24 protein-coding genes and 4 pseudogenes are annotated in these 22,681 nt (G+C 66.7%); 11 read left to right on the plus strand and 17 right to left on the minus strand.

Annotated features, from left to right (window positions below; translation table 11 throughout):
- Positions 1–31: 31 nt before the first annotated feature.
- Positions 32–280: a sulfotransferase gene (locus tag A5659_RS29060; protein WP_369829402.1), complete on the plus strand. Its 249-nt coding sequence runs from the start codon at positions 32–34 to the stop codon at positions 278–280.
- Here A5659_RS29060 and A5659_RS25045 read toward each other — a convergent pair.
- The 7 genes and pseudogenes from A5659_RS25045 to A5659_RS25075 all read right to left on the minus strand — a co-directional run.
- A pseudogene (locus tag A5659_RS25045) lies at positions 181–1,014 on the minus strand (sulfotransferase); the annotation flags it as partial. The gene A5659_RS29060 and the pseudogene A5659_RS25045 sit on opposite strands and share 100 nt — an antisense overlap.
- A gap of 40 nt (positions 1,015–1,054) precedes the next feature.
- A complete protein-coding gene (locus tag A5659_RS25050; RefSeq protein WP_066870627.1) occupies positions 1,055–1,837 on the minus strand; it encodes an SDR family oxidoreductase in 783 nt (260 codons plus the stop codon).
- Positions 1,834–2,961 (minus strand): hypothetical protein, encoded by a 1,128-nt coding sequence (locus tag A5659_RS25055; RefSeq protein ID WP_067185014.1) that lies wholly within the window; start codon positions 2,959–2,961, stop codon positions 1,834–1,836. The genes A5659_RS25050 and A5659_RS25055 overlap by 4 nt, the downstream gene beginning before the upstream one ends.
- Positions 2,962–3,049: 88 nt before the next feature.
- Positions 3,050–3,361 (minus strand): hypothetical protein, encoded by a 312-nt coding sequence (locus A5659_RS25060; RefSeq protein WP_066870632.1) that lies wholly within the window; start codon positions 3,359–3,361, stop codon positions 3,050–3,052.
- 61 nt (positions 3,362–3,422) lie between these two features.
- Complete coding sequence (gene dmpG / locus A5659_RS25065; protein ID WP_066870635.1) at positions 3,423–4,478, minus strand: 4-hydroxy-2-oxovalerate aldolase; 1,056 nt, start codon at positions 4,476–4,478, stop codon at positions 3,423–3,425.
- Positions 4,475–5,407, minus strand: a complete 933-nt coding sequence (locus A5659_RS25070; protein ID WP_066870638.1) for an acetaldehyde dehydrogenase (acetylating) — start codon at positions 5,405–5,407, stop codon at positions 4,475–4,477. Before A5659_RS25070 ends, dmpG begins: the two co-directional genes overlap by 4 nt.
- A gap of 51 nt (positions 5,408–5,458) precedes the next feature.
- Positions 5,459–6,244, minus strand: coding sequence for a 2-keto-4-pentenoate hydratase (locus A5659_RS25075; protein WP_066870641.1), 786 nt, complete (start codon positions 6,242–6,244; stop codon positions 5,459–5,461).
- A gap of 72 nt (positions 6,245–6,316) precedes the next feature.
- Between A5659_RS25075 and kstD the strand changes: the two genes are divergently transcribed.
- Both kstD and A5659_RS25085 read left to right on the plus strand, forming a co-directional pair.
- Positions 6,317–7,999 carry a 3-oxosteroid 1-dehydrogenase gene (gene kstD, locus A5659_RS25080; RefSeq protein WP_066870686.1) on the plus strand — a complete coding sequence of 561 codons (1,683 nt, stop codon included), beginning with the start codon at positions 6,317–6,319 and terminating at the stop codon, positions 7,997–7,999.
- Position 8,000: 1 nt separating this feature from the next.
- A complete protein-coding gene (locus A5659_RS25085) occupies positions 8,001–8,873 on the plus strand; it encodes a MaoC family dehydratase (RefSeq protein ID WP_066870644.1) in 873 nt (290 codons plus the stop codon).
- Positions 8,874–8,929: 56 nt separating this feature from the next.
- Here the strand turns inward: A5659_RS25085 and A5659_RS25090 are convergent, their stop codons facing one another.
- The 7 genes and pseudogenes from A5659_RS25090 to A5659_RS27980 form a co-directional block, all read right to left on the minus strand.
- Positions 8,930–9,775: a hypothetical protein gene (locus A5659_RS25090; RefSeq protein WP_066877052.1), complete on the minus strand. Its 846-nt coding sequence runs from the start codon at positions 9,773–9,775 to the stop codon at positions 8,930–8,932.
- Positions 9,776–9,900: 125 nt separating this feature from the next.
- The gene (locus A5659_RS25095) at positions 9,901–11,082 is read right to left on the minus strand and encodes a lipid-transfer protein (protein WP_067185017.1); all 1,182 of its coding nucleotides are present in this window, start codon (positions 11,080–11,082) and stop codon (positions 9,901–9,903) included.
- Positions 11,083–11,484, minus strand: coding sequence for a MaoC family dehydratase (locus A5659_RS25100; RefSeq protein WP_067185021.1), 402 nt, complete (start codon positions 11,482–11,484; stop codon positions 11,083–11,085). It abuts the gene before it with no gap.
- Positions 11,481–12,443 (minus strand): bifunctional MaoC family dehydratase N-terminal/OB-fold nucleic acid binding domain-containing protein, encoded by a 963-nt coding sequence (locus A5659_RS25105; RefSeq protein ID WP_067185024.1) that lies wholly within the window; start codon positions 12,441–12,443, stop codon positions 11,481–11,483. The genes A5659_RS25100 and A5659_RS25105 overlap by 4 nt, the downstream gene beginning before the upstream one ends.
- The gene (gene fadE29, locus A5659_RS25110; protein WP_066877047.1) at positions 12,440–13,603 is read right to left on the minus strand and encodes an acyl-CoA dehydrogenase FadE29; all 1,164 of its coding nucleotides are present in this window, start codon (positions 13,601–13,603) and stop codon (positions 12,440–12,442) included. Before fadE29 ends, A5659_RS25105 begins: the two co-directional genes overlap by 4 nt.
- Positions 13,594–14,607 (minus strand): acyl-CoA dehydrogenase family protein, encoded by a 1,014-nt coding sequence (locus A5659_RS25115; protein ID WP_066877045.1) that lies wholly within the window; start codon positions 14,605–14,607, stop codon positions 13,594–13,596. The genes fadE29 and A5659_RS25115 overlap by 10 nt, the downstream gene beginning before the upstream one ends.
- Positions 14,607–14,852 (minus strand): annotated as a pseudogene (locus tag A5659_RS27980) (steroid C27-monooxygenase); the annotation flags it as partial. The gene A5659_RS25115 and the pseudogene A5659_RS27980, both read right to left, overlap by 1 nt.
- Positions 14,853–14,873: 21 nt before the next feature.
- Here A5659_RS27980 and A5659_RS29065 point away from each other — a divergent pair.
- Positions 14,874–14,981: pseudogene (locus tag A5659_RS29065) on the plus strand (hypothetical protein); the annotation flags it as partial.
- A 65-nt stretch (positions 14,982–15,046) separates the two neighbouring features.
- On the opposite strand, the pseudogene A5659_RS25125 reads toward A5659_RS29065, so the two are convergent.
- Positions 15,047–15,841: pseudogene (locus tag A5659_RS25125) on the minus strand (steroid C27-monooxygenase); the annotation flags it as partial.
- 132 nt (positions 15,842–15,973) lie between these two features.
- On the opposite strand from A5659_RS25125, the gene A5659_RS25130 reads away from it, so the two are divergent.
- Genes A5659_RS25130 through A5659_RS25145 form a run of 4 tightly spaced genes read left to right on the plus strand, consistent with a single transcriptional unit; the run spans position 15,974 to position 18,505 of the window.
- Positions 15,974–17,137, plus strand: a complete 1,164-nt coding sequence (locus A5659_RS25130) for a steroid 3-ketoacyl-CoA thiolase (protein WP_066877041.1) — start codon at positions 15,974–15,976, stop codon at positions 17,135–17,137.
- Between the two features lie 21 nt (positions 17,138–17,158).
- Entirely contained in the window at positions 17,159–17,551 is a 393-nt protein-coding gene (locus tag A5659_RS25135) for a hypothetical protein (protein ID WP_197498206.1), read from the plus strand.
- Positions 17,552–17,559: 8 nt separating this feature from the next.
- On the plus strand, positions 17,560–18,012 hold the full coding sequence (locus A5659_RS25140) for a nitroreductase family deazaflavin-dependent oxidoreductase (RefSeq protein WP_066877039.1): 453 nt from the start codon (positions 17,560–17,562) through the stop codon (positions 18,010–18,012).
- 40 nt (positions 18,013–18,052) lie between these two features.
- Positions 18,053–18,505, plus strand: a complete 453-nt coding sequence (locus A5659_RS25145; protein ID WP_067185031.1) for a nitroreductase family deazaflavin-dependent oxidoreductase — start codon at positions 18,053–18,055, stop codon at positions 18,503–18,505.
- On the opposite strand, the gene A5659_RS25150 is transcribed toward A5659_RS25145, so the two are convergent.
- Positions 18,502–19,407, minus strand: coding sequence for an SDR family oxidoreductase (locus A5659_RS25150; protein WP_067185035.1), 906 nt, complete (start codon positions 19,405–19,407; stop codon positions 18,502–18,504). The genes A5659_RS25145 and A5659_RS25150 overlap by 4 nt on opposite strands.
- Positions 19,408–19,422: 15 nt before the next feature.
- Positions 19,423–20,217, minus strand: a complete 795-nt coding sequence (locus A5659_RS25155) for an SDR family oxidoreductase (protein ID WP_156749367.1) — start codon at positions 20,215–20,217, stop codon at positions 19,423–19,425.
- Between the two features lie 59 nt (positions 20,218–20,276).
- On the opposite strand from A5659_RS25155, the gene echA20 reads away from it, so the two are divergent.
- Genes echA20 through ipdB form a run of 3 tightly spaced genes read left to right on the plus strand, consistent with a single transcriptional unit; the run spans position 20,277 to position 22,665 of the window.
- On the plus strand, positions 20,277–21,035 hold the full coding sequence (gene echA20 / locus A5659_RS25160; RefSeq protein ID WP_066870677.1) for a (7aS)-7a-methyl-1,5-dioxo-2,3,5,6,7,7a-hexahydro-1H-indene-carboxyl-CoA hydrolase: 759 nt from the start codon (positions 20,277–20,279) through the stop codon (positions 21,033–21,035).
- Positions 21,032–21,916 (plus strand): cholesterol ring-cleaving hydrolase subunit IpdA, encoded by an 885-nt coding sequence (ipdA, locus tag A5659_RS25165; protein ID WP_067185039.1) that lies wholly within the window; start codon positions 21,032–21,034, stop codon positions 21,914–21,916. Before echA20 ends, ipdA begins: the two co-directional genes overlap by 4 nt.
- Positions 21,913–22,665, plus strand: a complete 753-nt coding sequence (gene ipdB, locus A5659_RS25170) for a cholesterol ring-cleaving hydrolase subunit IpdB (RefSeq protein WP_066870683.1) — start codon at positions 21,913–21,915, stop codon at positions 22,663–22,665. Before ipdA ends, ipdB begins: the two co-directional genes overlap by 4 nt.
- The last annotated feature ends 16 nt before the right edge of the window (positions 22,666–22,681 follow it).

The following is a 22,681-nucleotide window of genomic DNA, read 5'->3' on the forward strand; positions in this document are numbered from 1 at the left end:
CCATCGTCCGGTCGAAACGATCATGGCCTCGATGTGCTCGCTGGCGCAGCACACCGCCGAGGGATGGTCGACGTCGTTCACCGGCGCCCAAATCGGTGCCGACGCAATGGAAACCTGGTCGCGGGGGCTGGAGCGGTTCAACACCGCGCGGGCCAAATACAGCCCGTCGCAGTTCTACGACGTCGACCATCCCTCGGCGGTGTGCTGCGCCAGCGAGCACATCGAGGCCATGATCGTTTCGACCGGACGATGGGTCTGGATCACCAACGCGTCGGGATAGGTCGCCATCAACGCGTCCAACGCGAACAGGTGGCTGGGATTCTTGAGCACCCACCGCTTGTCGGCGTCGTTGAGCCCGATCAGCTGCAGGTTGCGGCGGTGCCGCTGATACGACGGCGTCCAGTCCTGCTCCGAGAGCCACTGCGAGTAAGTGGGCAGGTGCGCCAAGGTCTCGTAGGACGCCGAATGCAGCGACTGCCGCAGCAGCTGCCAGCACTCCTCCAGCTCGTATGCCGCCATGAAATGCAGACCCGTGTAGTCCGGGTTTTCGGCATGGTGCTTGTTGAACTGCGCGTTCAGTTGGCTGTAAAACGGGTTGGAATCCCAGGTTTCACGAGGCGGACGCGGCTGTGGAAATTCGGCCAACCACAGATGCAGGCCCTGGTGCGCGGGATCGGCACCAAGCAGTCGATGCAGGGCCGTGGTACCGGTGCGCACCAGGCCGGTGACGAAGATCGGCCGCTCGATGGCCACGTCGGCGTGCTGCGGGTACTGCTTCCAGGCGGCTTCGGACAGCAGCCTGGCCACCAGCGCACCGCGCAGGAAGAACCGATTCATCTTGCTGCCCAGGGGCGTCAGGTCGGCGTCGCGGCGGTAGGAGTCCAGCAGCACTTCCAGCGCTTCGAGGTAGTTGTCGTCGTTGCTGCCGAAATCGTCCAGCCCGATCATCTTGCTGGCCGACGCCTTCAGGTCGTCAACGGTGCCGACATCGGTACGTGCAACCGTCATCGCCATCTCCTCCTCATCGCTTCGCTTTGCATCGTCGATGGCGGCATTAGGTGTGGTACTCCCCGCAATTGACATCCAGTGTCTGCCCGGTGATGCCGCTGGACAGGTCGCTGGCCATGAACAGGATCGCCGAGGCAACCTCGTCCTCGGTCGGTAGCCGCTTCAGGTCGGAGCCTGCGGCGGTGGCCTCATAGATCTGCTCGGCCGTCGTGCCGTACTTGCCGGCTTGGTGGTTGAAGTAGCCCTGCAGTGTCTCGCCCCAGATATAGCCGGGCGCAACGGAATTGACTCTGATTCCCTGCTCGCCCAGCTCGGTGGCCAGCGAATGTGACATGGACAGCAGCGCGGATTTCGCCATCTTATAAGCGCCGTACTTGGCCTGCGAGTGCCGCAGCACCATGGAGTTGACGTTGACGATCGAGCCCTTCGACTCGGCCAGCGCCGGCGTGAACCCCTGGATGAGTCGCAGGGCGCCGAGCGCGCTGAGTTCGATCGCGTCGCGGATATGCTGAAAGCTCGTGCCGGAGAACGGTTTCAGCGACGGCACCCGGAACGCGTTGTTGATCAGCACGTCGACCTTGCCGTAGGCCTCCAAGGTGGCCTCGACCAGGTTGTTGACCTGGTCATCCTCGGTGATGTCGGTGCGCACCGTCGTCGCACGGCCTCCGAGGTCGGCGATCTGCTTGGCGACGTCGTCCAGGCGTTCCGGCGTGCGGGCCGCCAGCACCAGGTCGGCGCCTTCTCTCGTGCATCGGTGCGCCAGCGTCGTGCCCAGACCCGGGCCGACGCCGCTGATCACCACCACCTTGCCGTCGAGCAACTTCGTCATCCCAGCATCCTCGCCTGAATCTGTTGGTGGCGCAGCGCAATTCGCGCCCGCCAGTCGTCCTCTGAGATCTTGTTGTGGTCGTAGTACGGCAACGCGGCCGGCACCTTGTCGATGTCGACCACCTCGACGGTCGGACCGTCGGCGTCGGTGAGCTCACGCGACACCCGCTGCCAGCGGAACTGCAGGAAGCCACGCCGGTGCCCGACCGTCTCGACCCAGTTGGTCACTCCCGGATTCTGTTCGGCAACCACGATGCGGACCTTGCCGTCCGGATCCGCCTGCGCCTGAGTGTTGTTCAGCGAGGTCTGGTGGTTGATGTAGTCCAGCGAGATGTACCACAGGCTGCCCAGCTGGAAGCCGAGGTAGGGCGCGTCGGAGACCGGGATGGTGATGACCATCGCCTGATCCGGTCGCAGATCGAAGTGCCCGACCGACGAGTACTGCGTGGCCAGTCCGCCCGGGGTCAGCCGCGGCGGCACCATGGTGTTGACCGGCAGGTCGAGATAAAACCACTGCGGGAATTGCAACCAGGTCTTCACTCGCTGGACAAGCTGCTTTCCTGCTGTCGCGTAACGCTTTTCGATCAGCTCACGGGTCAAGGGCGGCGGCGCGGTGCCCGCCGTGTCGAGGCGGGAGATCGCCAGCGTGCCGCGCTGGGCCGACCAGTCCCCGTACACCTCGCGGATCACCAATTGTCCGGCGCTGGTCGGTCGCACCCGCCACTCGAAGCTGCCGTCGGGCGCGATCTCGAGCTCGCGGTCGTCGAATGCGGCCTGGCTGACGGGCACGAAGTCGTCGGTGTACTCGCCGCCGAGGAGCTGGAAACTCAGGTCGGTGGTGGTTCCGCGCCTGCCGGTGACCACGTAGTCGTGGTTGGCGTGCACCCGGGTACCGAAGTACAGGGTGTCGGGATTGTCCAGGCCCATCTTGGTGAAGGGTCCGGTACCCGACTGCAGGAAGGGATGGTCACGGTCGTAGTCCACGGCCAGATGGATGCAGCCCGAGATACACCCGGCCAGATACTGCAACCCTTCGAGCAGGTCGGCTTCGGTCTCGATGAACGGTGCGTCGGCCACCAACTGCTCGGCCTCTGCGATCGCAGCGGTGAGGGAATCAGAGAACACGCCTAGACGCTAGAACGTGTTCTACTTTTTCGTCAATGGCGAACGTTCCCGCGCGTCGGCCGCAGCGTTCAAGGACGACGCCGACTCACTACGGAGGGCAGGAGTGCGAAAGGTCGATCAGGTGCTGGCGGACGTCGGGATGCCGGTTGAGGTAGTCGATGACGTTGCCGTTACCGCCCTCCGCCTGCGACCTTTGCTGCAGCTGCTGGTGCAGGTCCGGATGCTTCTGCAGGTACGAGTCGATCGATGCACCCACGTCCTGATTGCATTGCGGAGCCGCGTTGGCGATGCCCGCCACGGGCAGCGCGATCACCGTTGCGGCGGCAGCGGTCATCAGCCCCCCGGCGAGCAGGCCGTACAGCCCGCGGCGACGGGCGCCGACTGTGTTGGATGTGCTCATAGCGCCAGGTTACTCGCGATACCTATGCGGCGCCTATGCGTGCCGTGGCCGAAGCGGCAGGTCAACGCTGGGCCGTGGCGCCGCTTTCCTGCTCGCGCTTGATCTCCAGCGCGATGTCGATCAGCTGGTCCTCCTGGCCGCCGATGAGCTTGCGCTGGCCCGCGCGGTGCAGCAGCTGGTGGGCCGGCACACCGTAGCGCTCGGACTGGCGGATGGCGTGCTTCAGGAAGCTCGAGTACACCCCGGAATAGCCCATGATCAGGGCGTTGCGGTCAAGCAGGCACTCGGCGGGCATCGCCGGGGCGACTACCTCTTCGGCGGCGTCGGCGATGTCGAAGAAATCGATCCCGGTCTTCACGCCGATCTTGTCGAACACCCCGATCAGCGCCTCGACCGGGGCGTTCCCCGCACCGGCCCCGAACCGGCGGCACGAGCCGTCGATCTGCTTGGCACCCGCCCGCACCGCCTCGACGGAGTTAGCGACACCCAGGCCGAGGTTCTCGTGGCCGTGGAAGCCCACCTGGGCGTCGTCGCCGAGCTCGGCGACCAGCGCCGCAACCCGATCCCGCACGCCCTCGAGGACCAGCGCCCCGGCCGAATCGACCACGTAGACGCACTGGCAGCCCGCGTCGGCCATGATGCGGGCCTGTGCGGCCAGCTTCTCGGGCGAGATGGTGTGGCTCATCATCAAGAACCCGACGGTTTCCAGGCCGAGTTCGCGGGCCAGGCCGAAGTGCTGAATGGATACGTCGGCCTCGGTGCAGTGCGTGGCAATCCGGCAGATCGAGCCGCCATTGTTCTGGGCCTCTTTGATGTCTTCCTTGGTGCCAACGCCGGGCAGCATCAAAAAGGCGATCTTGGCTTCTTTGGCGGTCTCGGCGGCGAGCTTGATCAGCTCCTGCTCGGGCGTCTTGGAAAACCCGTAGTTGAAGCTCGAGCCGCCCAGCCCGTCGCCGTGGGTGACCTCGATGACGGGCACTCCCGCGGCGTCCAGGGCGGCCACGATGGCGCCGACCTCGTCCTTGGTGAACTGGTGACGCTTGTGATGTGAGCCGTCCCGCAACGACGTGTCGGTCATCCGGACGTCCCAGACCGGGTTGAAAAATATGTCGGTCATGATTGCGCTCCTCCGGCCGTCGCGCTCAAGGACTCCTTGGCGATCTCCTCGCCGACTTTCGTGGCCGCGGCGGTCATGATGTCCAGATTTCCAGCGTAAGGCGGCAGGTAGTCGCCCGCACCCTCCACTTCGACGAAGGTGGTGACCAGCGCCTGGCCGCCGGAGTTTATCGACGGATCGTCGAACTGCGGCTCGTTGAGCAGCCGGTATCCCGGCACGTAGGTCTGCACCTCGGCGACCACGTCGTGGATGGACTTGGCGATCGCGTCCCGGTCGGCGTCCTCGGGAATGGCGCAGAAGATGGTGTCGCGCATGATCATCGGCGGGTCGGCCGGGTTCAAGATGATGATCGCCTTGCCGCGCTTGGCGCCACCGATCGTCTCCACGCCCCTGCTGGTCGTCTTGGTGAACTCGTCGATGTTGGCCCGGGTGCCGGGGCCGGCCGACAGCGAGGCGACCGAGGCGACAATCTCGGCGTACGGCACGCCGCCGAGGTCGGCGACGGCACGCGAGACCGCGTAGACGATCGGGATGGTGGCCTGCCCGCCGCAGGTGATCATGTTGACGTTCGGCGCGTCCAGGTGCTGGCGCAGGTTGGCCGGCGGGATCACCGCCGGGCCCACCGCGGCCGGCGTCAGGTCGATGGCCCGGATGCCGGCGGCCTCGTACTTGGGGGCGGCGTCGCGGTGCACGTAGGCGCTGGTCGCCTCGAACACCAGGTCGGGCTTCTCCGGCTGGGCCAACAGCCAGTCCACACCCTCGTGGGTCGTCTCCAGACCCAACTTGCGGGCGCGGGCCAGGCCCTCGCTCTCCGGGTCGATGCCGACCATCCAGCGCGGTTCCAGCCAGTCCGATCGCAGCAGCTTGTAGAGCAGGTCAGTGCTGATGTTGCCCGACCCGACAATGGCCACAGTCGCCTTAGTCGGCATGATGCCCCTTTTCGAAGCTTTGAAATTTAAGTTAGACGATTTAAATCGAGCCTATTCGAACGATAGGCGGACCGAGCCGAGGCCCGCGAAGTCGGCGACGAAGTCGTCGCCCGGGTGCGCGTCGATCGCCTTCGTGCACGACCCGGGCAACACCACGTCACCCTTGCGCAGGCGGACGCCGAAGCCGTCCACCTTGCGGGCCAGCCAGGCCACCGCGGTGACCGGATTGCCCAGCACCGCGTCGGTGCGGCCTTCGGCGACGACCTCACCGTTGCACCGCAACACGGCGTCGATCCCCTTGACGTCGATGTCGCGGGGCGAAACGCGCGCCTCGCCGAGCACGAAACCCGCCGACGAGGCGTTGTCGGCGATGGTGTCGCACAGTTCGATCTTCCAGTCGGTGATCCGGGTATCGATCAGCTCGATGGACGGGACCAACGCTTCGGTGGCGGCCAGCACGTCGTCCTCGGTGCAGCCGGCTCCGGGCAGGTCGGCGTTCAGGATGAAACCGACCTCGACCTCAACCCGGGGGTAGAGGTAGCGGTTCGCCTTGACCGGGGTGTCCTCGAACAGCTGCATCTCGTCGAGCAGGTGCCCGTAGTCCGGCTCGTCGACGCCCATCATTTGCTGGATCGCCTTCGACGAGAGCCCCACCTTGTGGCCGAGCACCCGGGCCCCCTCCGCGACCCGCTGGCGGATGTTGATGAGCTGAATCTCGTAGGCGTCGACGACGTCGATCTCCGGATAGGCGGCGGTCAACGGGGCGATCGGCTCGCCGCTCCGCTCGGCTTGTGCCAAGTCGGCAGCTAGCTCGTCGCGCGTGGCAACACTGAGCATTTTTCCAAGTCTCCTCGTACGGTCGACCGGGCCAGTAGCGGCCGCCCCGGGCAATTCTATAACGTGTTCTACATGTCAGCGCAGGAGTACGACGTCGTCGTGGTCGGGAGCGGCGGGGCCGGCATGGTGGCCGCCCTTACCGCCGCTCACCGGGGTCTTTCCACCATAGTCATCGAAAAGGCCCCGCACTTCGGCGGTTCGACCGCACGCTCGGGCGGTGGTGTTTGGATCCCAAATAACGAAGTCCTCAAGCGCGACGGGGTCCGCGATACCGCCGAGGCCGCCCGCACCTACCTACACGGGATCGTCGGCAACGTCGTGGAGCCCGAACGCATCGACACCTACCTCGAGCGCGGCCCGGAGATGCTCTCGTTTGTGCTCAAGCACACACCGCTGAAGATGTGCTGGGTGCCGAAGTACTCCGACTACTACCCCGAGTCGCCGGGCGGCCGTGCCGAGGGCCGATCGATCGAGCCGAAGCCGTTCAACGCCCGCAAGCTCGGCGCCGACGAAGCCGGCCTGGAGCCGGCGTACGGCAAGGTCCCGCTGAACGTGGTCGTGATGCAACAGGATTACGTGCGGCTGAACCAGCTCAAGCGCCACCCGCGCGGCGTGCTGCGCAGCTTGAAGGTCGGGGCCCGCACCATGTGGGCCAAGGCGACCGGCAAGAACCTCGTCGGCATGGGCCGGGCGTTGATCGGGCCGCTGCGGATCGGGTTGCAGCGGGCCGGGGTTCCGGTCGTGCTCAACACCGCGCTCACCGACCTCTACGTCGAGGACGGCGTGGTACGCGGCGTCTACGTCCGTGAAGCCGGCGAGGCCGAATCGGGTGAGCCCCGGCTGATCCGGGCCCGGCGCGGGGTGATCCTGGCGTCGGGCGGGTTCGAGCACAACGAACAGATGCGGGTGAAATACCAGCGTGCGCCGATCACCACCGAGTGGACCGTCGGCGCGGCGGCCAACACCGGTGACGGCATCCTGGCCGGCGAAAAGCTCGGTGCCGCATTGGATCTTATGGAGGACGCCTGGTGGGGCCCGACGGTCCCGTTGGTGGGCGCGCCCTGGTTCGCGTTGTCCGAGCGCAATTCGCCGGGCTCGATCATCGTCAACATGTCGGGCAAGCGGTTCATGAACGAGTCGATGCCCTACGTCGAAGCCTGCCATCACATGTACGGCGGTGAATACGGTCAGGGGCCCGGGCCGGGCGAGAACATTCCCGCGTGGCTGGTGTTCGACCAGCAGTACCGGGACCGCTACATCTTCGCGGGATTGCAGCCCGGACAACGTATTCCGCGCAAGTGGCTGGAGTCCGGCGTCATCATCCAGGCCGATACGCTGGCGGAGCTAGCGCAGAAGGCCGGTCTTCCGGTGAACGAATTCACCGCGACCGTGGAGCGTTTCAACGGGTTCGCGCGCTCCGGCGTCGACGAGGACTATCAGCGCGGCGAGAGCGCCTACGACCGGTACTACGGCGACCCGACCAACAAGCCCAACCCCAACCTCGGGGAGATCACGCACGCGCCGTACTACGCGGCCAAGATGGTGCCCGGTGACCTGGGCACAAAGGGCGGCATCCGCACCGACGTCCACGGGCGGGCGCTGCGCGACGACGGCAGTATCATCGAAGGCCTCTACGCCGCAGGCAATGTCAGCGCCCCGGTGATGGGCCACACGTACCCCGGCCCGGGTGGCACCATCGGTCCGGCCATGACGTTCGGCTACCTGGCGGCGTTGCACATAGCTGGAGAGAACTGACATGCCCATCGACGTAGACGTGGCGCTGAACGCCGAGCTGGACCCCATCGAATTCTCTTGGGCCAGTAGCGATGTGCAGCTGTATCACCTCGGGTTGGGCGCGGGCGCCGATCCGATGGACCCGCGTGAGCTGCGCTACCTGGTCGACGACACCCCGCAGGTGCTGCCGACGTTCGGCAACGTGGCCGCCACCTTCCATGTCACGAAGCCGCCGACCGTCAAATTCCCCGGCATCGACATCGAGCTGAGCAAGGTGCTGCACGCCAGCGAACGGGTCGAGGCGCCCGCTCCGCTGCCGCCGTCGGGCTCGGCGAAGGCCGTCACCCGGTTCACCGACATCTGGGACAAGGGCAAGGCCGCGGTGATCTGGAGCGAGACGACGGTGACCGCGCCGGACGGCACGGTGTTGTGGACGCAGCGCCGGTCGATCTTCGCCCGCGGTGAGGGCGGATTCGGCGGCGAGCGCGGTCCTTCAACGTCGGACGGTGCGCCAGACCGGGCCCCCGATCTCGAGCTCGACGTGCCGATCCTGCCGCAGCAGGCGCTGCTCTACCGGCTGTGCGGCGACCGCAACCCGCTGCATTCGGATCCCGAATTCGCCGCTGCCGCAGGCTTTTCCCAGCCCATCCTGCATGGGTTGTGCACCTACGGCATGACCTGCAAGGCGATCACCGATGCGCTGCTCGACGGCGACGCCGGGGCGGTCGCGGCCTACGGCGCGCGTTTCGCCGGGGTGGCCTTCCCCGGCGAAACGCTCAAGGTCGGCATCTGGAAGGACTCGACGTCTTCCGAAGGCCGCTTCCTGGCCAGCGTGGTCGCGCCCGCGCGCGACAACGCCGTCGTGCTGTCGGGCGTCGAACTGGTTCCTGCGTAGGGGCTTTTTTCGCGCCGAGCGCCCGGCCTGCCGGGCCTACGGGTTCGAACGCCCAGCTAGCCGGGGTGTCGCCCAGCACGGGCGGCGCGAACCCTGCGCACGATGTCGCCCGGCCGGTCACCAGCGACCACTCGGACGAGGACCCAACCGCGACGCTCCAGTAGCTCCCTCCGGCGGATGTCCCACGTGTACTGCTGGCGGTTGTATCGATGCTGCTCACCGTCGTACTCCACGGCGATTTTCACGTCCTCCCAACCCATGTCCAGATACGCGAATGGACAGCCGAACTCGTCGAGCACCTCGATCTGGGTCTGCGGCCGCGGCAGGCCGGCCTCGATCAGCACGACGCGAAGCCACGACTCCTTCGGCGACTGTGCCCCGGCGTCGAACAGCTCCGCGGCCCGGCGTGCTTGCGCGATGCCGCGCCGTCCCGTGTACCGGCGGGCGAGCAGCTCGACGTCGGCCGCCTTGATCTCCGTCGCCCCGGCCAGCGCATCGATGCCTGCGACGGCAGTCGTCATCGGATACCAGCATCCGAGGTCCAGCGCAGTCCTCGTCGGCGATGTAACCGCTACCCCACAGAGCAATTCGACTTCATCCGCCTCGACAGTGTCTCTGTGCAGCTGCATCCCAGCCGCGCAATGGTGGTTGTTGTGGATCAGCTCCACAACTCTTCGGTCGTCGACCCAGCTGCTTCCGTGCATTGCAGCCGCCGAGAAGCCCGCCACAATTCCCCGGCGGCCGGTCCATAACCAGCCAGCCTTCGCCCGCACCACTGCGCTGAGCTCAGCGTCGCGGTCAATGTAGACGCCAGGGAACAGCCGGACGCAACGCGTTTCCAATTGACTCTTGGTTAGCAGTCCACTCGCGATGGCTTCGCTCCCGACAAAAGGCTCACCCATCGCCGCAGCGTCGCATGCCACACGGCACGCGTCACTTCAGTCGTCGAGTGCCCGGCCAGCCGGGCGTTGAGCCGCGACAGCCCGGCTAGCCGGGCACTCGGCGAGAAGAAGCGCGCCGAAGCCCCCTAGCCCAGGATCAGGCCCGACGTGGGGACGCCGGTTCCGGCGGTGACGAGGACGTGCTCGACGTCGGGCACCGGGTTCACCGAGGTGCCCCGCAGCTGACGCACACCCTCGGCGATGCCGTTCATGCCGTGAATGTAGGCCTCGCCCAGTTGACCGCCATGGGTGTTGATCGGAAGCCGCCCCCCGATCTCGATGGCCCCGTCGGCGATGAAGTCCTTGGCCTCGCCCTTGCCGCAGAATCCCAACTCTTCCAACTGAATCAGCGTGAACGGCGTGAAGTGGTCGTAGAGCACGGCGGTCTGGATATCGGTCGGCTTCAGGCCCGACTGCTCCCAGAGCTGCTGACCCACCACCCCCATCTCGGGCAGGCCGAGCTCGGGCCGGTAGTAACTGACCATCGTGTACTGGTCGGGGCTCGAGCCTTGCGCCGCCGCCTCGATGATCGCCGGCCGTTGCTTGAGATCCTTCGCGCGCTCCGGCGACGTCACCACGATCGCCACCGCCCCGTCGGTCTCCTGGCAGCAGTCCAGCAGTCGCAGCGGCTCGGCGATCCACCGCGAATTCTGGTGGTCCTCAATGGTTATCGGCTTCTCGAAGAAGTACGCCTTTGGGTTCTTGGCGGCATGCTTGCGGTCAGCCACCGAGATCGCACCGAAGTCACGGCTGCTGGCACCCGACAGATGCATGTAGCGCTGGGCGATCATCGCGACCTGCGCGGCCGGCGTCGACAGGCCGTGCGGGTAGGAGAACGAATTGTCCGCGGCGGTCGAATCAGCCTGCACCCCGGCGTTTCCCACCAGCCGGGTCTGTACCTGACCGAATCGCATGCCCGAACGCTCGTTGAACGCCCGGTACGCGACGACGACGTCAGCCACGCCGGTGGCCACCGCGAGAGCCGCCTGCTGAACGGTCGCGCAAGCGGCACCGCCGCCATATCCGATCTGCGAGAAGAACTTCAGGTCACCGATGCCGACCGCGCGCGCAACGGCCGTCTCGTTGTTGGTGTCCATCGTGAAGGTGGTCAGCCCGTCGACGTCGGACGGGCTCAGCCCGGCGTCGTCCAACGCATCCAGCACCGCCTCGGCGGCCAGCCGCAGCTCACTGCGGCCGGAGTCCTTGGAGAAGTCCGTGGCGCCGATGCCGACGATCGCGGCTCGGCCGTTCAATAAACCCGCTGGCATCTAAGCGCCCCCGATCGTCAGCGTCACATTCGCGATGACGTGATCGCCAAGACTGTTGCGGCCGAACACCTTCAGCGTGATCAGGCCGTCGTCGATGGCGGTCACCTCGCCGGAGAAGGTGACGGTGTCGTAGGCGTACCACGGCACACCGAGCCGCAGGCCGATCGACTTGATCACCGCCGTCGGGCCCGCCCAGTCGGTGACGTAGCGCTGCACCAGCCCGGTGTCGGTGAGGATGTTGACGAAGATGTCCTTGGAACCCTTGGCCTGCGCCAGGTCCCGGTCGTGGTGCACGTCCTGAAAGTCCCTGGTGGCCAGGGCCGTCGAGATGATGAAGGTCGGCGTGCCATGCAGCTTGAGTTCGGGCAGGGTGGTGCCCACTTCAACAACGGGTGCGCTCATGCTTCGTCTCCCACCGGCTCCCAGGCGTAGAGGCTCCACTCCGGGCCGGATTCACCGGCCGGGAAGTCGATATAGGTTGCGCGAACGGGCATTCCGATTTTGATCTCGGCATGGTCGACGTTGCGCAACTCGCCGAGCATCCGAACGCCCTCCTCCAGTTCGACCAGGGCGATCACGAACGGCAGCGTGCGACCGGGCACCTTCGGGGCGTGGTGCACCACGTAGCTGAACACCGTGCCGCGGCCGCCGGCGACCGCGAAGTCGATTGGCTCGGCCTTGTCCTGCCACACCGCCGGCACCGGTGGGTGCTGCAGGGTGCCATCGGCGAGGCGCTGGATACGCAGCTCGTGCGCCCGGACGCCCTCCCAGAAGAAGGCGGTGTCGCGCGACACCGCCGGACGCATCATCGCGTCGGCGTCGAGGTCCTCAGGCACCGAAGCGGTCGCACCGGAATCCTCGCGGGGCCTGAATTTCAGTATCCGCCAGGCCATCTCGGCGACGTCCTCGTCACCCACCCGCCAGGTGATGTGCTGGTTGATGAACCAGCCCTCGCCGAGCCCGGTCTGCTTGGGGCCCACCACGTCGCGCATCTCGGAGACGACGGTGACCTGCTCGCCCGGACGCAGATACCGGTGGTAGGTCTGCTCACAGTTGGTGGCCACCACACCGATGTAGCCGGCGTCATCGAACAGCTGCATGATCGGGCCCATGGGGTCGTCGGTCGGGCGTTCCCCACCCAGGCCGAACATCGTCCACACCTGAATCATGGCTGGCGGTGCGACGATTCCGGGATGCCCGGCGGCCTTGGCGGCGGCCTCGTCGACGTAGATCGGGTTGCGGTCCCCGAGCGCCTCGACCCAGTTGTTGATCGTCGGCTGGTTCACCGGATCCCGGGCCTCGCGCGGGGCAGCGACGACGGTTGCGGTGATCTCCGCGACCGCTTCCTTGATGTCGGTCATCGAGGCACCCTCGGCACTTTGAGTCCGGCCGCGGCGATCATCTCGCGCATCACTTCGTTCACGCCGCCGCCGAAGGTGATGACGAGGTTGCGCTTGGTCTGGGAGTCCAGCCACTTCAGCAGGTCGGCGGTGTCCGAGTCGGCGGGGTTGCCGTACTTGCCGACGATCTCCTCGGCGAGCCGGCCGATGTATTGAATCTTCTCGGTGCCAAAGACTTTCGTCGACGCGGCGTCGGCCACGTTGATGTCCTCACCGGCGGCGGCCACCTGCCAGTTCAGCAGCTCGTTGATCCGCCACATCGCGTGGATTTCACCCAGCGCCCGCTTGACGTCCTGATGATCGATCGGCGTGACGCCGTCGCTGCCCGGCTTGGACGCCCAGGCGTGCACCCGGTCGTAGATGCCGGCGGTGCGGCCCGCCGGGCCCAGCATGACGCGCTCGTTGTTGAGCTGGGTGGTGATCAGCCGCCATCCGCCGTTCTCCTCGCCGACCAGCATGTCGGCGGGCACCCGCACGTCGTTGTAGTAGGTCGCGTTGGTGTGGTGGGCGCCGTCGGACAGGATGATCGGCGTCCAGGAGTAGCCGGGATCCTTGGTGTCCACGATCAGGATCGAAATCCCCTTGTGCTTCACGGCTTCCGGGTCGGTGCGGCAGGCCAGCCAGATGTAGTCGGCGTCGTGCGCGCCGGTGGTGAAGATCTTCTGCCCGTTGACGATGTACTCGTCGCCCTGGCGAACCGCGGTGGTGCGCAGCGAGGCCAGGTCGGTGCCGGCCTCGGGCTCGGTGTAGCCGATCGCGAAGTGAACCTCGCCGGCCAGGATGGCAGGCAGGAACTTCTTCTTCTGCTCCTCGCTGCCGAACTGCTGCAGCACCGGGCCGACCGTCTGCAGCGTCACCGCGGGCAGCGGCACGTCGGCGCGGTGCGCCTCGTTGACGAAGATCGACTGCTCGATCGGGCCGAAGCCCAAGCCGCCGAACTCCTTTGGCCAGCCGACACCGAGCTTGCCGTCGCGGCCCATCCGCCGGATCACCGCGCGATAAGCCTCGTTGTGCCGGTCCTGCTCCATCGCCTTCATCTCGTCGGAGGAGATCAGGTTGGAAAAGTATTCCCGCAGTTCCGCTTGCAGCTGACGCTGCTCCGGAGTCAGGTCTATGAACATTGCGCTCCCACCAGATCGAGACGATGAGAAGGACCGCCCAGCAGCCGGGACAGGTCCTTGATCGTGGAGTAGTACCGGTGCATGGGATAGGTGATGTCCATTCCCATCCCGCCGTGCAGGTGATGGCAGAGCTGCATCACCGGCGGCGCCTGCGAGGTGATCCAGTACCCGAGAACGTCCAGGTCGTTGTCGGCGTCGCGGCCCTCGGACAGCCGCCAGGCGACCGACTTCGCCACCAAATCGATGGTGCGCGAGGCGATGTAGACCTCGGCGAGCTGGGCGGCCACGGTCTGGAACGTCGAGAGCGGCTTGCCGAACTGCTTGCGGTTAGCCACATAGTCGGCGGTCAGGCGCAGCGCCCCGGCCACCAGCCCGTCGGCATAGGCGCCGATGGCGGCAAGCGCCAACTGGTTGACCCGGGACGCCGTCGCGCCGGCCAACACGTCGGAGTCTTGGACCGCGACGTCGGCGAATGAGACGGTGTACTCCTCGGAGCCGTTGGAGGTGGGGGTCTGGACCACCTCGACGCCGTCGGCCGTCGGCGACACCACGACCACCGCACTGTCGGCGGTCACGATGATCCAATCCGCTTGTCCCGCATAACCGACGCCGACCTTGGTGCCCGACAGGCGGCCGCCCGCGAACGTGGTGGACGGCCGGTCCGGCAGCGCGGTACCCGGCTCGTTGAGCGCGGCGGTCAGCACCCCACCCTTGGCGACTCCGGCCAGAAACCGGTCCTGTTGTTCGTCGGTGGCCAGATCGAGCAGCGGCAGCACGCCGAATCCGAGTGTGGCCAGGGCCGGCGTGATGGCGCCGTGGCGACCGATCTCGGTGAGCACGGTGGCGACCTCGGGCAGACCCACCCCGTCGCCGCCGAGGCGCTCGGGCACCGCGAGGGCCGTCACACCGCCGTTGACCAAAGCGTCCCAGCTCAATTCGCGCTCGAACACCGACGTGACGACATCGGCGACGGCCTGTTGCGTCGCGGTGAGGTCGAAGTCCATCAGGACGTCACCGCGGGCTTGCCGGCGTAGTCGACCTGCCAGTGCTTGATGCCGTTGAGCCAGCCCGACCGCAACCGCTCGGGCTCGCCGATCGGCTTGAGGTCCGGCATGTGATCGGCGACGGCGTTGAAGATCAGGTTGATCGTCATGCGGGCCAGGTTCGCCCCGATGCAGTAGTGGGCGCCGGTGCCACCGAAGCCGACGTGCGGGTTCGGGTCGCGCAGGATGTTGAAGGTGTGCGGATCAAGAAGGGCCAGCGGGTGGTGATGTCCTACCGGTCCGCCAATTTCGACGAAGAGGTCTTCGAAGACCCGCACACCTTCAACATCCTGCGCGACCCGAACCCGCACGTCGGCTTCGGTGGCACCGGCGCCCACTACTGCATCGGGGCGAACCTGGCCCGCATGACGATCAACCTGATCTTCAACGCCGTCGCCGATCACATGCCGTGGGTGATCGAGTTACGCGTGGTCTCGTTGCCCGCCACCGCCAGCATGACCACGAAGAAACCGAACTCGTCGTCGGAGAGCTTCTCGCCGTCGATGTCGGCCTGGATCAGCGTGGTGACGATGTCGTCGGTGGGGTTCTGGTTGCGCTCCGCGGCCATCGCCATCGCGTAGGTGATCAGCTCCATCGATGACTGCGCGGGGTCGACGTGGGCGTACTCGGGGTCGGTGCCACCGGTCATCTCGTTGGACCAGCGGAACAGCTTGTCGCGATCCTCCTGGGGAACGCCGAGCAGACCCGCGATGGCCTGCAGGGGCAGCTCGCACGAGACCTGTTCGACGAAGTCGCCGCTGCCCTCTTTGGCGGCGGTCGCGGCGATGTTCTGGGCGCGCTCGGCCAGTTCGGCTTCCAGCCGCCCGATGGCCCGCGGGGTGAACCCGCGGGAGATGATCTTGCGCAGCCGGGTGTGGTGCGGCGCGTCCATGTTGAGCATGACGCTGCGCTGCAGCTCGACCTGCTCGCGCTTCATCTCCGGCGGCCAGGTCGGGATGGCGCCGTTCATCCAGCTAGAGAAGATGTCGCTGCGCTTCGACACCTCCTTGACGTCGGCGTGCTTGGTCACGAGCCAGTAGCCGTGGTCCTCGAACCCGCCCGCGCCATTCGGGATGTCGACCCAGTGGATCGGCTCGGCCTTGCGAAGCTGGGCGAGTTCCTCGACGGGCAGCCCGGCGAGGTTGACGTCGGGGTCGAGAAAGTCGAAGTCGGCGGGAATGTTGGGGGGTGCCATGTAGAGTGCGCTCCTTTTACAACACTAATTGCAACGTGTTCTAGTGCCAGTAAAACACGCCTCCTGCGCAGATAAAAGGCAGGTCACCATCCTCGCTTGTCAGAGTAATGAAACGTGTTCTAGCCTGACGGAATGGGTAACCCTGTCATCGTTGAAGCCACTCGTAGCCCCATCGGCAAGCGGAACGGCTGGCTGTCCGGCTTGCACGCCACCGAGTTGCTGGGTGCGGTGCAGAAGGCTCTCGTCGAGAAGGCCGGCATCGACGCCGGCGACGTCGAACAGATCGTCGGCGGCTGCGTCACACAGTACGGCGAGCAGTCCAACAACATCACCCGGGTCAGCTGGCTCGTCGCCGGGTTGCCCGAACACGTCGGCGCCATGACCGTGGACTGTCAGTGCGGCAGCGGTCAGCAGGCCAACGGCCTGGTCGCCGGCCTCATCGCGGCGGGCGCCATCGACATCGGCATCGCGTGTGGGATCGAGGCCATGAGCCGCGTCGGGCTCGGCGCGAACGCCGGTCCGGACCGGACCATCCTGCGTCCCTCGTCGTGGGACATCGATCTGCCCGACCAGTTCACCGCCGCCGAGCGGATCGCCAAGCGGCGCGGCATCACCCGTGAAGAGATCGACGAGTTCGGGTTGGCCTCCCAGACGAAGGCCAAGCAGGCCTGGGAGGAAGGCCGCTTCGACCGCGAGATCTCCCCGATCGAGGCCCCGGCACTCGACGAGAACAAGCAACCGACATCCGAGCGCGTCACCATCAGCCGCGACCAGGGCCTGCGCGACACCACGCTGTCAGGTCTCTCCGCGCTGAAGCCGGTGCTCGAGGGCGGAATCCACACGGCAGGAACGTCGTCACAGATCTCCGACGGCGCGGCGGCCGTGCTGTGGATGGACGAGGACAAGGCCAAGGCGCTGGGCCTGCGGCCGCGGGCCCGCATCGTCAGCCAGGCCCTGGTCGGCGCCGAGCCTTACTACCACCTGGACGGGCCGGTGCAGTCGACGGCGAAGGTGCTGGAGAAGGCCGGGATGAAGATGGGCGACATCGACATCACGGAAATCAACGAGGCTTTCGCGTCGGTGGTGCTGTCGTGGGCGCGGGTGCACGACCCGGACATGGCGAAGGTCAACGTCAACGGCGGCGCCATCGCGCTGGGCCACCCGGTCGGCAGCACCGGCAGCCGGTTGATCACCACCGCGCTGCACGAGCTGGAGCGCACCGACCAGACCACCGCGCTGATCACCATGTGCGCCGGTGGTGCCCTGTCGACCGGCACCATCATCGAGCGCATCTAGCGCTCGGTGAGTTTTCCGCACCTGGTGAGCATCCCCGACGACCGCCGCATCGCCGCGGCGCAGTCCTACATCGACGCGCTGGTCAATCATGACGGTGACGCCGTTCCGTTCGCGCCCGGGTGCACCCGCGTCGAGCAGGGCATCAAAAACGGTTTCTCCGGAAATCATCTGCGGCGCAGCCTCAATCGCGGCCTGCAGTACCGGTTGCTCGCGCAGACGACGCCACCGGATTACCGCGTCGACGGCGACCGGGTGCACGCGTCCTACCAGGTGCTGACCAAGGCGGGCATCGGTGGCCGGCGCCTCGCCGCACACGTCGACGAGACCTTCGTGATTCCGGCCGAAAGCGCAAGCGGCAAAGCCGAAATCCACCACATCAAGGTTCGCTTCCACCCCTTTATCCAAAGTCGTTAAGGACCGTCATGCCGAAACCGAAGCCGCGCGCACTGAACTCGCCGTGGGTCAGCTTCATCATCAAGTGGATGGCCAAGAGCAACGCGTGGATCTACAAGCGCAGCAACGGAAAATACGGCAACACCTTCCAGAAGGCTCCGGTCGCGCTGCTCACCACCACGGGCCGCAAGAGCGGCGAACCCCGGGTGAGCCCGCTGCTCTACCTGCGGGAGGGCGACCGGGTGATACTGGTCGCCTCCAAGGGCGGCAGCGACAAACACCCGCAGTGGTATCTCAACCTCAAGGCCAATCCCAAGGTCTCCGTGCAGATCAAGGACGAGGTGCTGCAGCTGCAGGCCCGTGACGCCACCGAGGCGGAACGCGCCGAGTACTGGCCCAAGCTGGACGCCATGTATCCGTCGTTCGACGACTACCGGGCATGGACCGATCGGGTCATCCCGATCGTCATCTGCGACCCCTGACGTTTCCCGTGCGTCCCGGTGGGGAATCATCCCGGGCAACATGTCCGACCGCCGCTGGATCCGCAACTCGCGCCCGATTGCGCTGCTGCTCAAGTATTTTGCGCGCGCCCACATCTGGGTGTACCGACGCACCGACGGCAAGATCGGCGCGAAGCTGTTGCGGTTTCCGGCGGCGCTGCTGACCACGACCGGACGCAGGTCCGACCAGCCGCGGACCACCGCGACGCTCTACCTGCTCGACGGCGACCGGGTGATCCTGCCCGCGACCTTCGGCGGGCGCGACGAAGACCCCTTGTGGTACCTCAACCTCAAGGAGAATCCCGACGTGCGGGTCCAGATCCGCGCCCAGCGCCTGGACCTGGTCGCCCGCGACGCCACGGACGCTGAGCAGGAACGGTATTGGCCACGCCTGACGCGGATGTACCCGCCCTACCGCAAGTACCGCGAGGCCGCCGACCGGGTCATCCCGCTCGTGGTGTGCGAACCCCGCTAGGCGCCGTAGACGGGGACGGGACGGCGCGCCTTGGCGAGCAGGTCGGCCACGACGCGGCCCAGCTCCGCGGGATCCCACCGCGCGCCTTTGTCGATCTCCGGTCCGTGGGCCCAGCCCTCCGCGACGCGGATCTTGCCGCCCTCGACCTCGAAGACCTTGCCGCTGACGTCGCGGGCTTCGGCGCTGCCCAACCAGACCACCAGCGGTGCGATGTTTTCCGGCGCCATCGCATCGAAATCCTGGTCCTGCGTTGCCATCATCTCGGCGAACACGGTCTCGGTCATCCGGGTGCGCGCCGAGGGCGCGATGGCGTTGACGGTGACGCCGTAACGTCCCATCTCGGCGGCGCCGACCAACGTCAACGCCGCGATGCCCGCCTTGGCGGCGCTGTAGTTGGCCTGCCCGACGCTGCCCTGCAGGCCGGCACCCGAACTGGTGTTAATGATCCGGGCGTCAACGGTTTTGCCCTCTTTGGACAGCCCACGCCAGTACGCCCCGGCGTGCCGCATCGTGGCGAAGTGCCCCTTGAGATGCACGGCGATGACGGCGTCGAACTCCTCTTCGCTGGTGTTGGCCAGCATCCGGTCGCGAACGATGCCGGCGTTGTTCACCAAAACGTCCAGACCACCGAAGGTTTCGACCGCGGTCTGGATCAGGCCGGCCGCCTGGTCCCAATCGGCGATGTTGGATCCGTCGGCGACGGCTTCACCGCCGGCCGCGGTGATCTCGTCCACAACACTCTGGGCGGCGCTGCCGCCACTGGCCGGCGAACCGTCCAGGCCCACCCCGATGTCGTTGACCACCACACGCGCGCCTTCCTCGGCGAACGCCAGCGCATGCGCGCGACCGATGCCGCCGCCCGCTCCAGTGACGATGACGACGCGGCCGTCAACCACTCCCATATTTCCGTCTCTCCTTTACTTGATCGCGCTGGCGTTCGTGGTGGCCAGATAGTGCGGTGGCTCGCCGCCGCCATGCACCTCCAACGAGGCACCGCTGATGTAGCACGCCGCATCGGATGCCAGAAACGCTGCGGCCCAACCGATGTCGGCAGGTTTGGCCAGCCGGCCGAGCGGCACATTCTTCGAGATCGCGGCGATGGACTCGGCGTCGCCGTAGAACAGTTCGGACTGCTCGGTCTCCACCATGCCGACCACACAGGCATTCACCCGGACCTTCGGCCCCCACTCCACGGCCAGCGTCTGCGTGAGGCTTTCCAGGCCCGCCTTGGCCGCGCCGTAGGCCCCGGTCCCCGGGGACGGCCGGCGCCCGGACAGACTGCAGATGTTGATGATCGACCCGCCCTGCCGCTGGCCCTGCATATGCGCGTTCGCGTGCTGCGAAACCGACAGCCCACCAATGAGATTGAGTTCGATGATCTTGCGGTTGAACTTGGCGCTGGACTCCGCGGTCAACACGAAGGGCGATCCCCCGGCGTTGTTGACGACCACGTCGAGCCGGCCGTGCCGGTCCACGATGGCGTCAATCAACCCCTTGACGGCGTCGTCGTCGCGGATGTCGCAGGAGTGGAACTCGTAGGGCAGCCCCTCGACCGCGCGGCGCGCGCAGGTGACGACGGTGGCACCCTGCCCGGCGAACACCGAACTGATCCCGGCCCCCACCCCGCGCACGCCGCCGGTGACGAGAACCACCCGCCCGGCCAGCCCCAAGTTGATGGCGTCAAAAGGGGGGCATGCTTCGGCGCGAGTCACTGTGCTAGCGTACCAAGCAAGTGCTTGCTTAGGTAGTTACCCCACAAGGAAGTGGCACCTTGCCCATCACATCCACCACCACCGAACCGGGCATCGTCGCGGTCACCGTCGACTTCCCGCCCGTCAACGCCATCCCGTCGCGCGGCTGGTTCGAACTGGCCGACACCATCACCGCGGCCGGCCAGAACCCCGAGACCCATGTGGTGATCCTGCGCGCCGAGGGCCGCGGCTTCAACGCCGGGGTAGACATCAAGGAGATGCAGCGCACCGAGGGATTCACCGCGCTCATCGACGCCAACCGCGGCTGCTTCGCCGCGTTCCGCGCGGTGTACGAGTGCGCGGTGCCCGTCGTCGCGGCCGTCAACGGGTTCTGCGTCGGCGGCGGCATCGGACTGGTCGGCAATGCCGACGTCATCGTCGCCTCCGACGACGCCACCTTCGGTCTGCCGGAGGTGGAACGCGGCGCGCTCGGCGCGGCCACCCACCTGTCCCGGCTGGTGCCCCAGCACATGATGCGGCGGCTGTTCTTCACCGCGGCCACCGTCGACGCCGCCACCCTGCACCACTTCGGTTCGGTGCACGAGGTGGTGCCGCGCGACGAGCTCGACGAGGCGGCCCTGCGGGTCGCGCGCGACATCGCCGCCAAGGACACCCGCGTCATCCGGGCCGCCAAGGAGGCGCTGAACCTCATCGACGTGCAGCGGGTCAACTCGAGTTATCGCATGGAGCAAGGCTTTACGTTCGAGCTCAATCTCGCCGGGGTGTCCGACGAGCACCGTGACGCGTTCGCCGGTACGACGAAGGGTGAGAAGTCGTGAGCGACAAGAGAACCACCCTCGACGACGCCGTCGCGCAGCTGCGCAGCGGCATGACGATCGGCATCGGCGGCTGGGGATCGCGGCGCAAACCCATGGCGTTCGTCCGCGCCCTGCTGCGCACCGACATCACCGACCTGACCGTGGTGACCTACGGCGGGCCGGACGTCGGCCTGCTGTGCTCGGCCGGCAAGGTCAAGCGGGTCTACTACGGATTCGTCTCGCTGGACTCCCCACCCTTCTACGACCCCTGGTTCGCCAAGGCCCGAACCGGCGGCACGATCGAGGCCAGGGAGATGGACGAAGGCATGCTGCGATGCGGTCTGCAGGCGGCCGCGCAACGCCTGCCGTTCCTGCCGATTCGGGCCGGGCTGGGCAGTTCGGTCCCGGACTTCTGGGAGGGCGAGCTGGCGACCGTGACCAGCCCGTATCCGGCACCCGGCGGCGGACACGAAACCCTGATCGCGATGCCGGCGCTGCGCCTGGACGCCGCATTCGCCCATCTCAATCTTGGTGACGCGCAAGGCAATGCGGCCTACACCGGGATCGACCCGTACTTCGACGACCTCTTCCTGATGGCCGCCGACAAGCGCTTCCTGTCGGTGGAGCGCGTCGTTTCCACCCAGGAGCTGGTCAAGGCGGTCCCCCCGCAGGCGCTGCTGGTGAACCGGATGATGGTCGACGGCGTGGTCGAGGCACCCGGCGGGGCCCACTTCACCACCGCCGCACCCGATTACGGGCGCGACGAGAAGTTCCAGCGGCATTACGCCGAGGCGGCCTCGACCGACGAGGGTTGGCAGCAGTTCGTGCAGACCTTCCTGTCGGGCAGCGAAGAGGACTATCAGGCGGCCGTGCGCGCTTTCAAAGAGGAGGCCTCGTCATGAGCGGCGACGCGATCACCCGACCCGAGATCTGCGCGGTCGCCTGTGCCGAATTGTTCCGGGACGCAGGCGAAATCATGGTCAGTCCGATGACGAACATGGCCTCGGTCGGTGCCCGGCTGGCCCGGCTGACCTTTTCGCCGGACATCCTGCTGACCGACGGTGAGGCGCAGCTGCTGGCCGAGACCCCGGCGCTGGGCGCGTCGGCACCCGTCGAAGGCTGGATGCCGTTCGGCCGCGTCTTCGAAACCCTGGCCTGGGGCCGGCGCCACGTCGTGATGGGCGCCAATCAGGTTGACCGCTTTGGCAATCAGAACATCTCGGCGTTCGGCCCGCTGCAGCAGCCCAAGCGCCAGATGTTCGGCGTGCGCGGGGCGCCCGGCAACGCCATCAACCACGCGACCAGCTACTGGGTGGGCAACCATTCCAAGCGGGTGTTCTGCGAGAAGGTCGACATCGTCTGCGGAATCGGCTGGGACAACGTGGACGACGACAATCCGGCGTTCCGCTTCGCCAACACCTACCGGGTGGTGTCCAACCTCGGTGTGTTCGACTTCGGCGGGCCCGGGCGCAGCATGCGGGCGGTCTCGCTGCACCCCGGCGTTTCGGCCGACGAGGTCGCCGAGAACACCTCGTTCGAGGTGCACGGCCTTGACGGCGCCGAGGAGACCCGGCTGCCGACTGACGACGAGCTGCGCCTGATCCGCGAGGTCATCGACCCGAAGTCGCTGCGCGACAGAGAGATCCGCTGACGGTGGTTACGAAGCT

It is taken from the genome of Mycobacterium sp. 1165196.3, from assembly GCF_001673415.1.
Lineage (GTDB): Bacteria > Actinomycetota > Actinomycetes > Mycobacteriales > Mycobacteriaceae > Mycobacterium > Mycobacterium europaeum_A.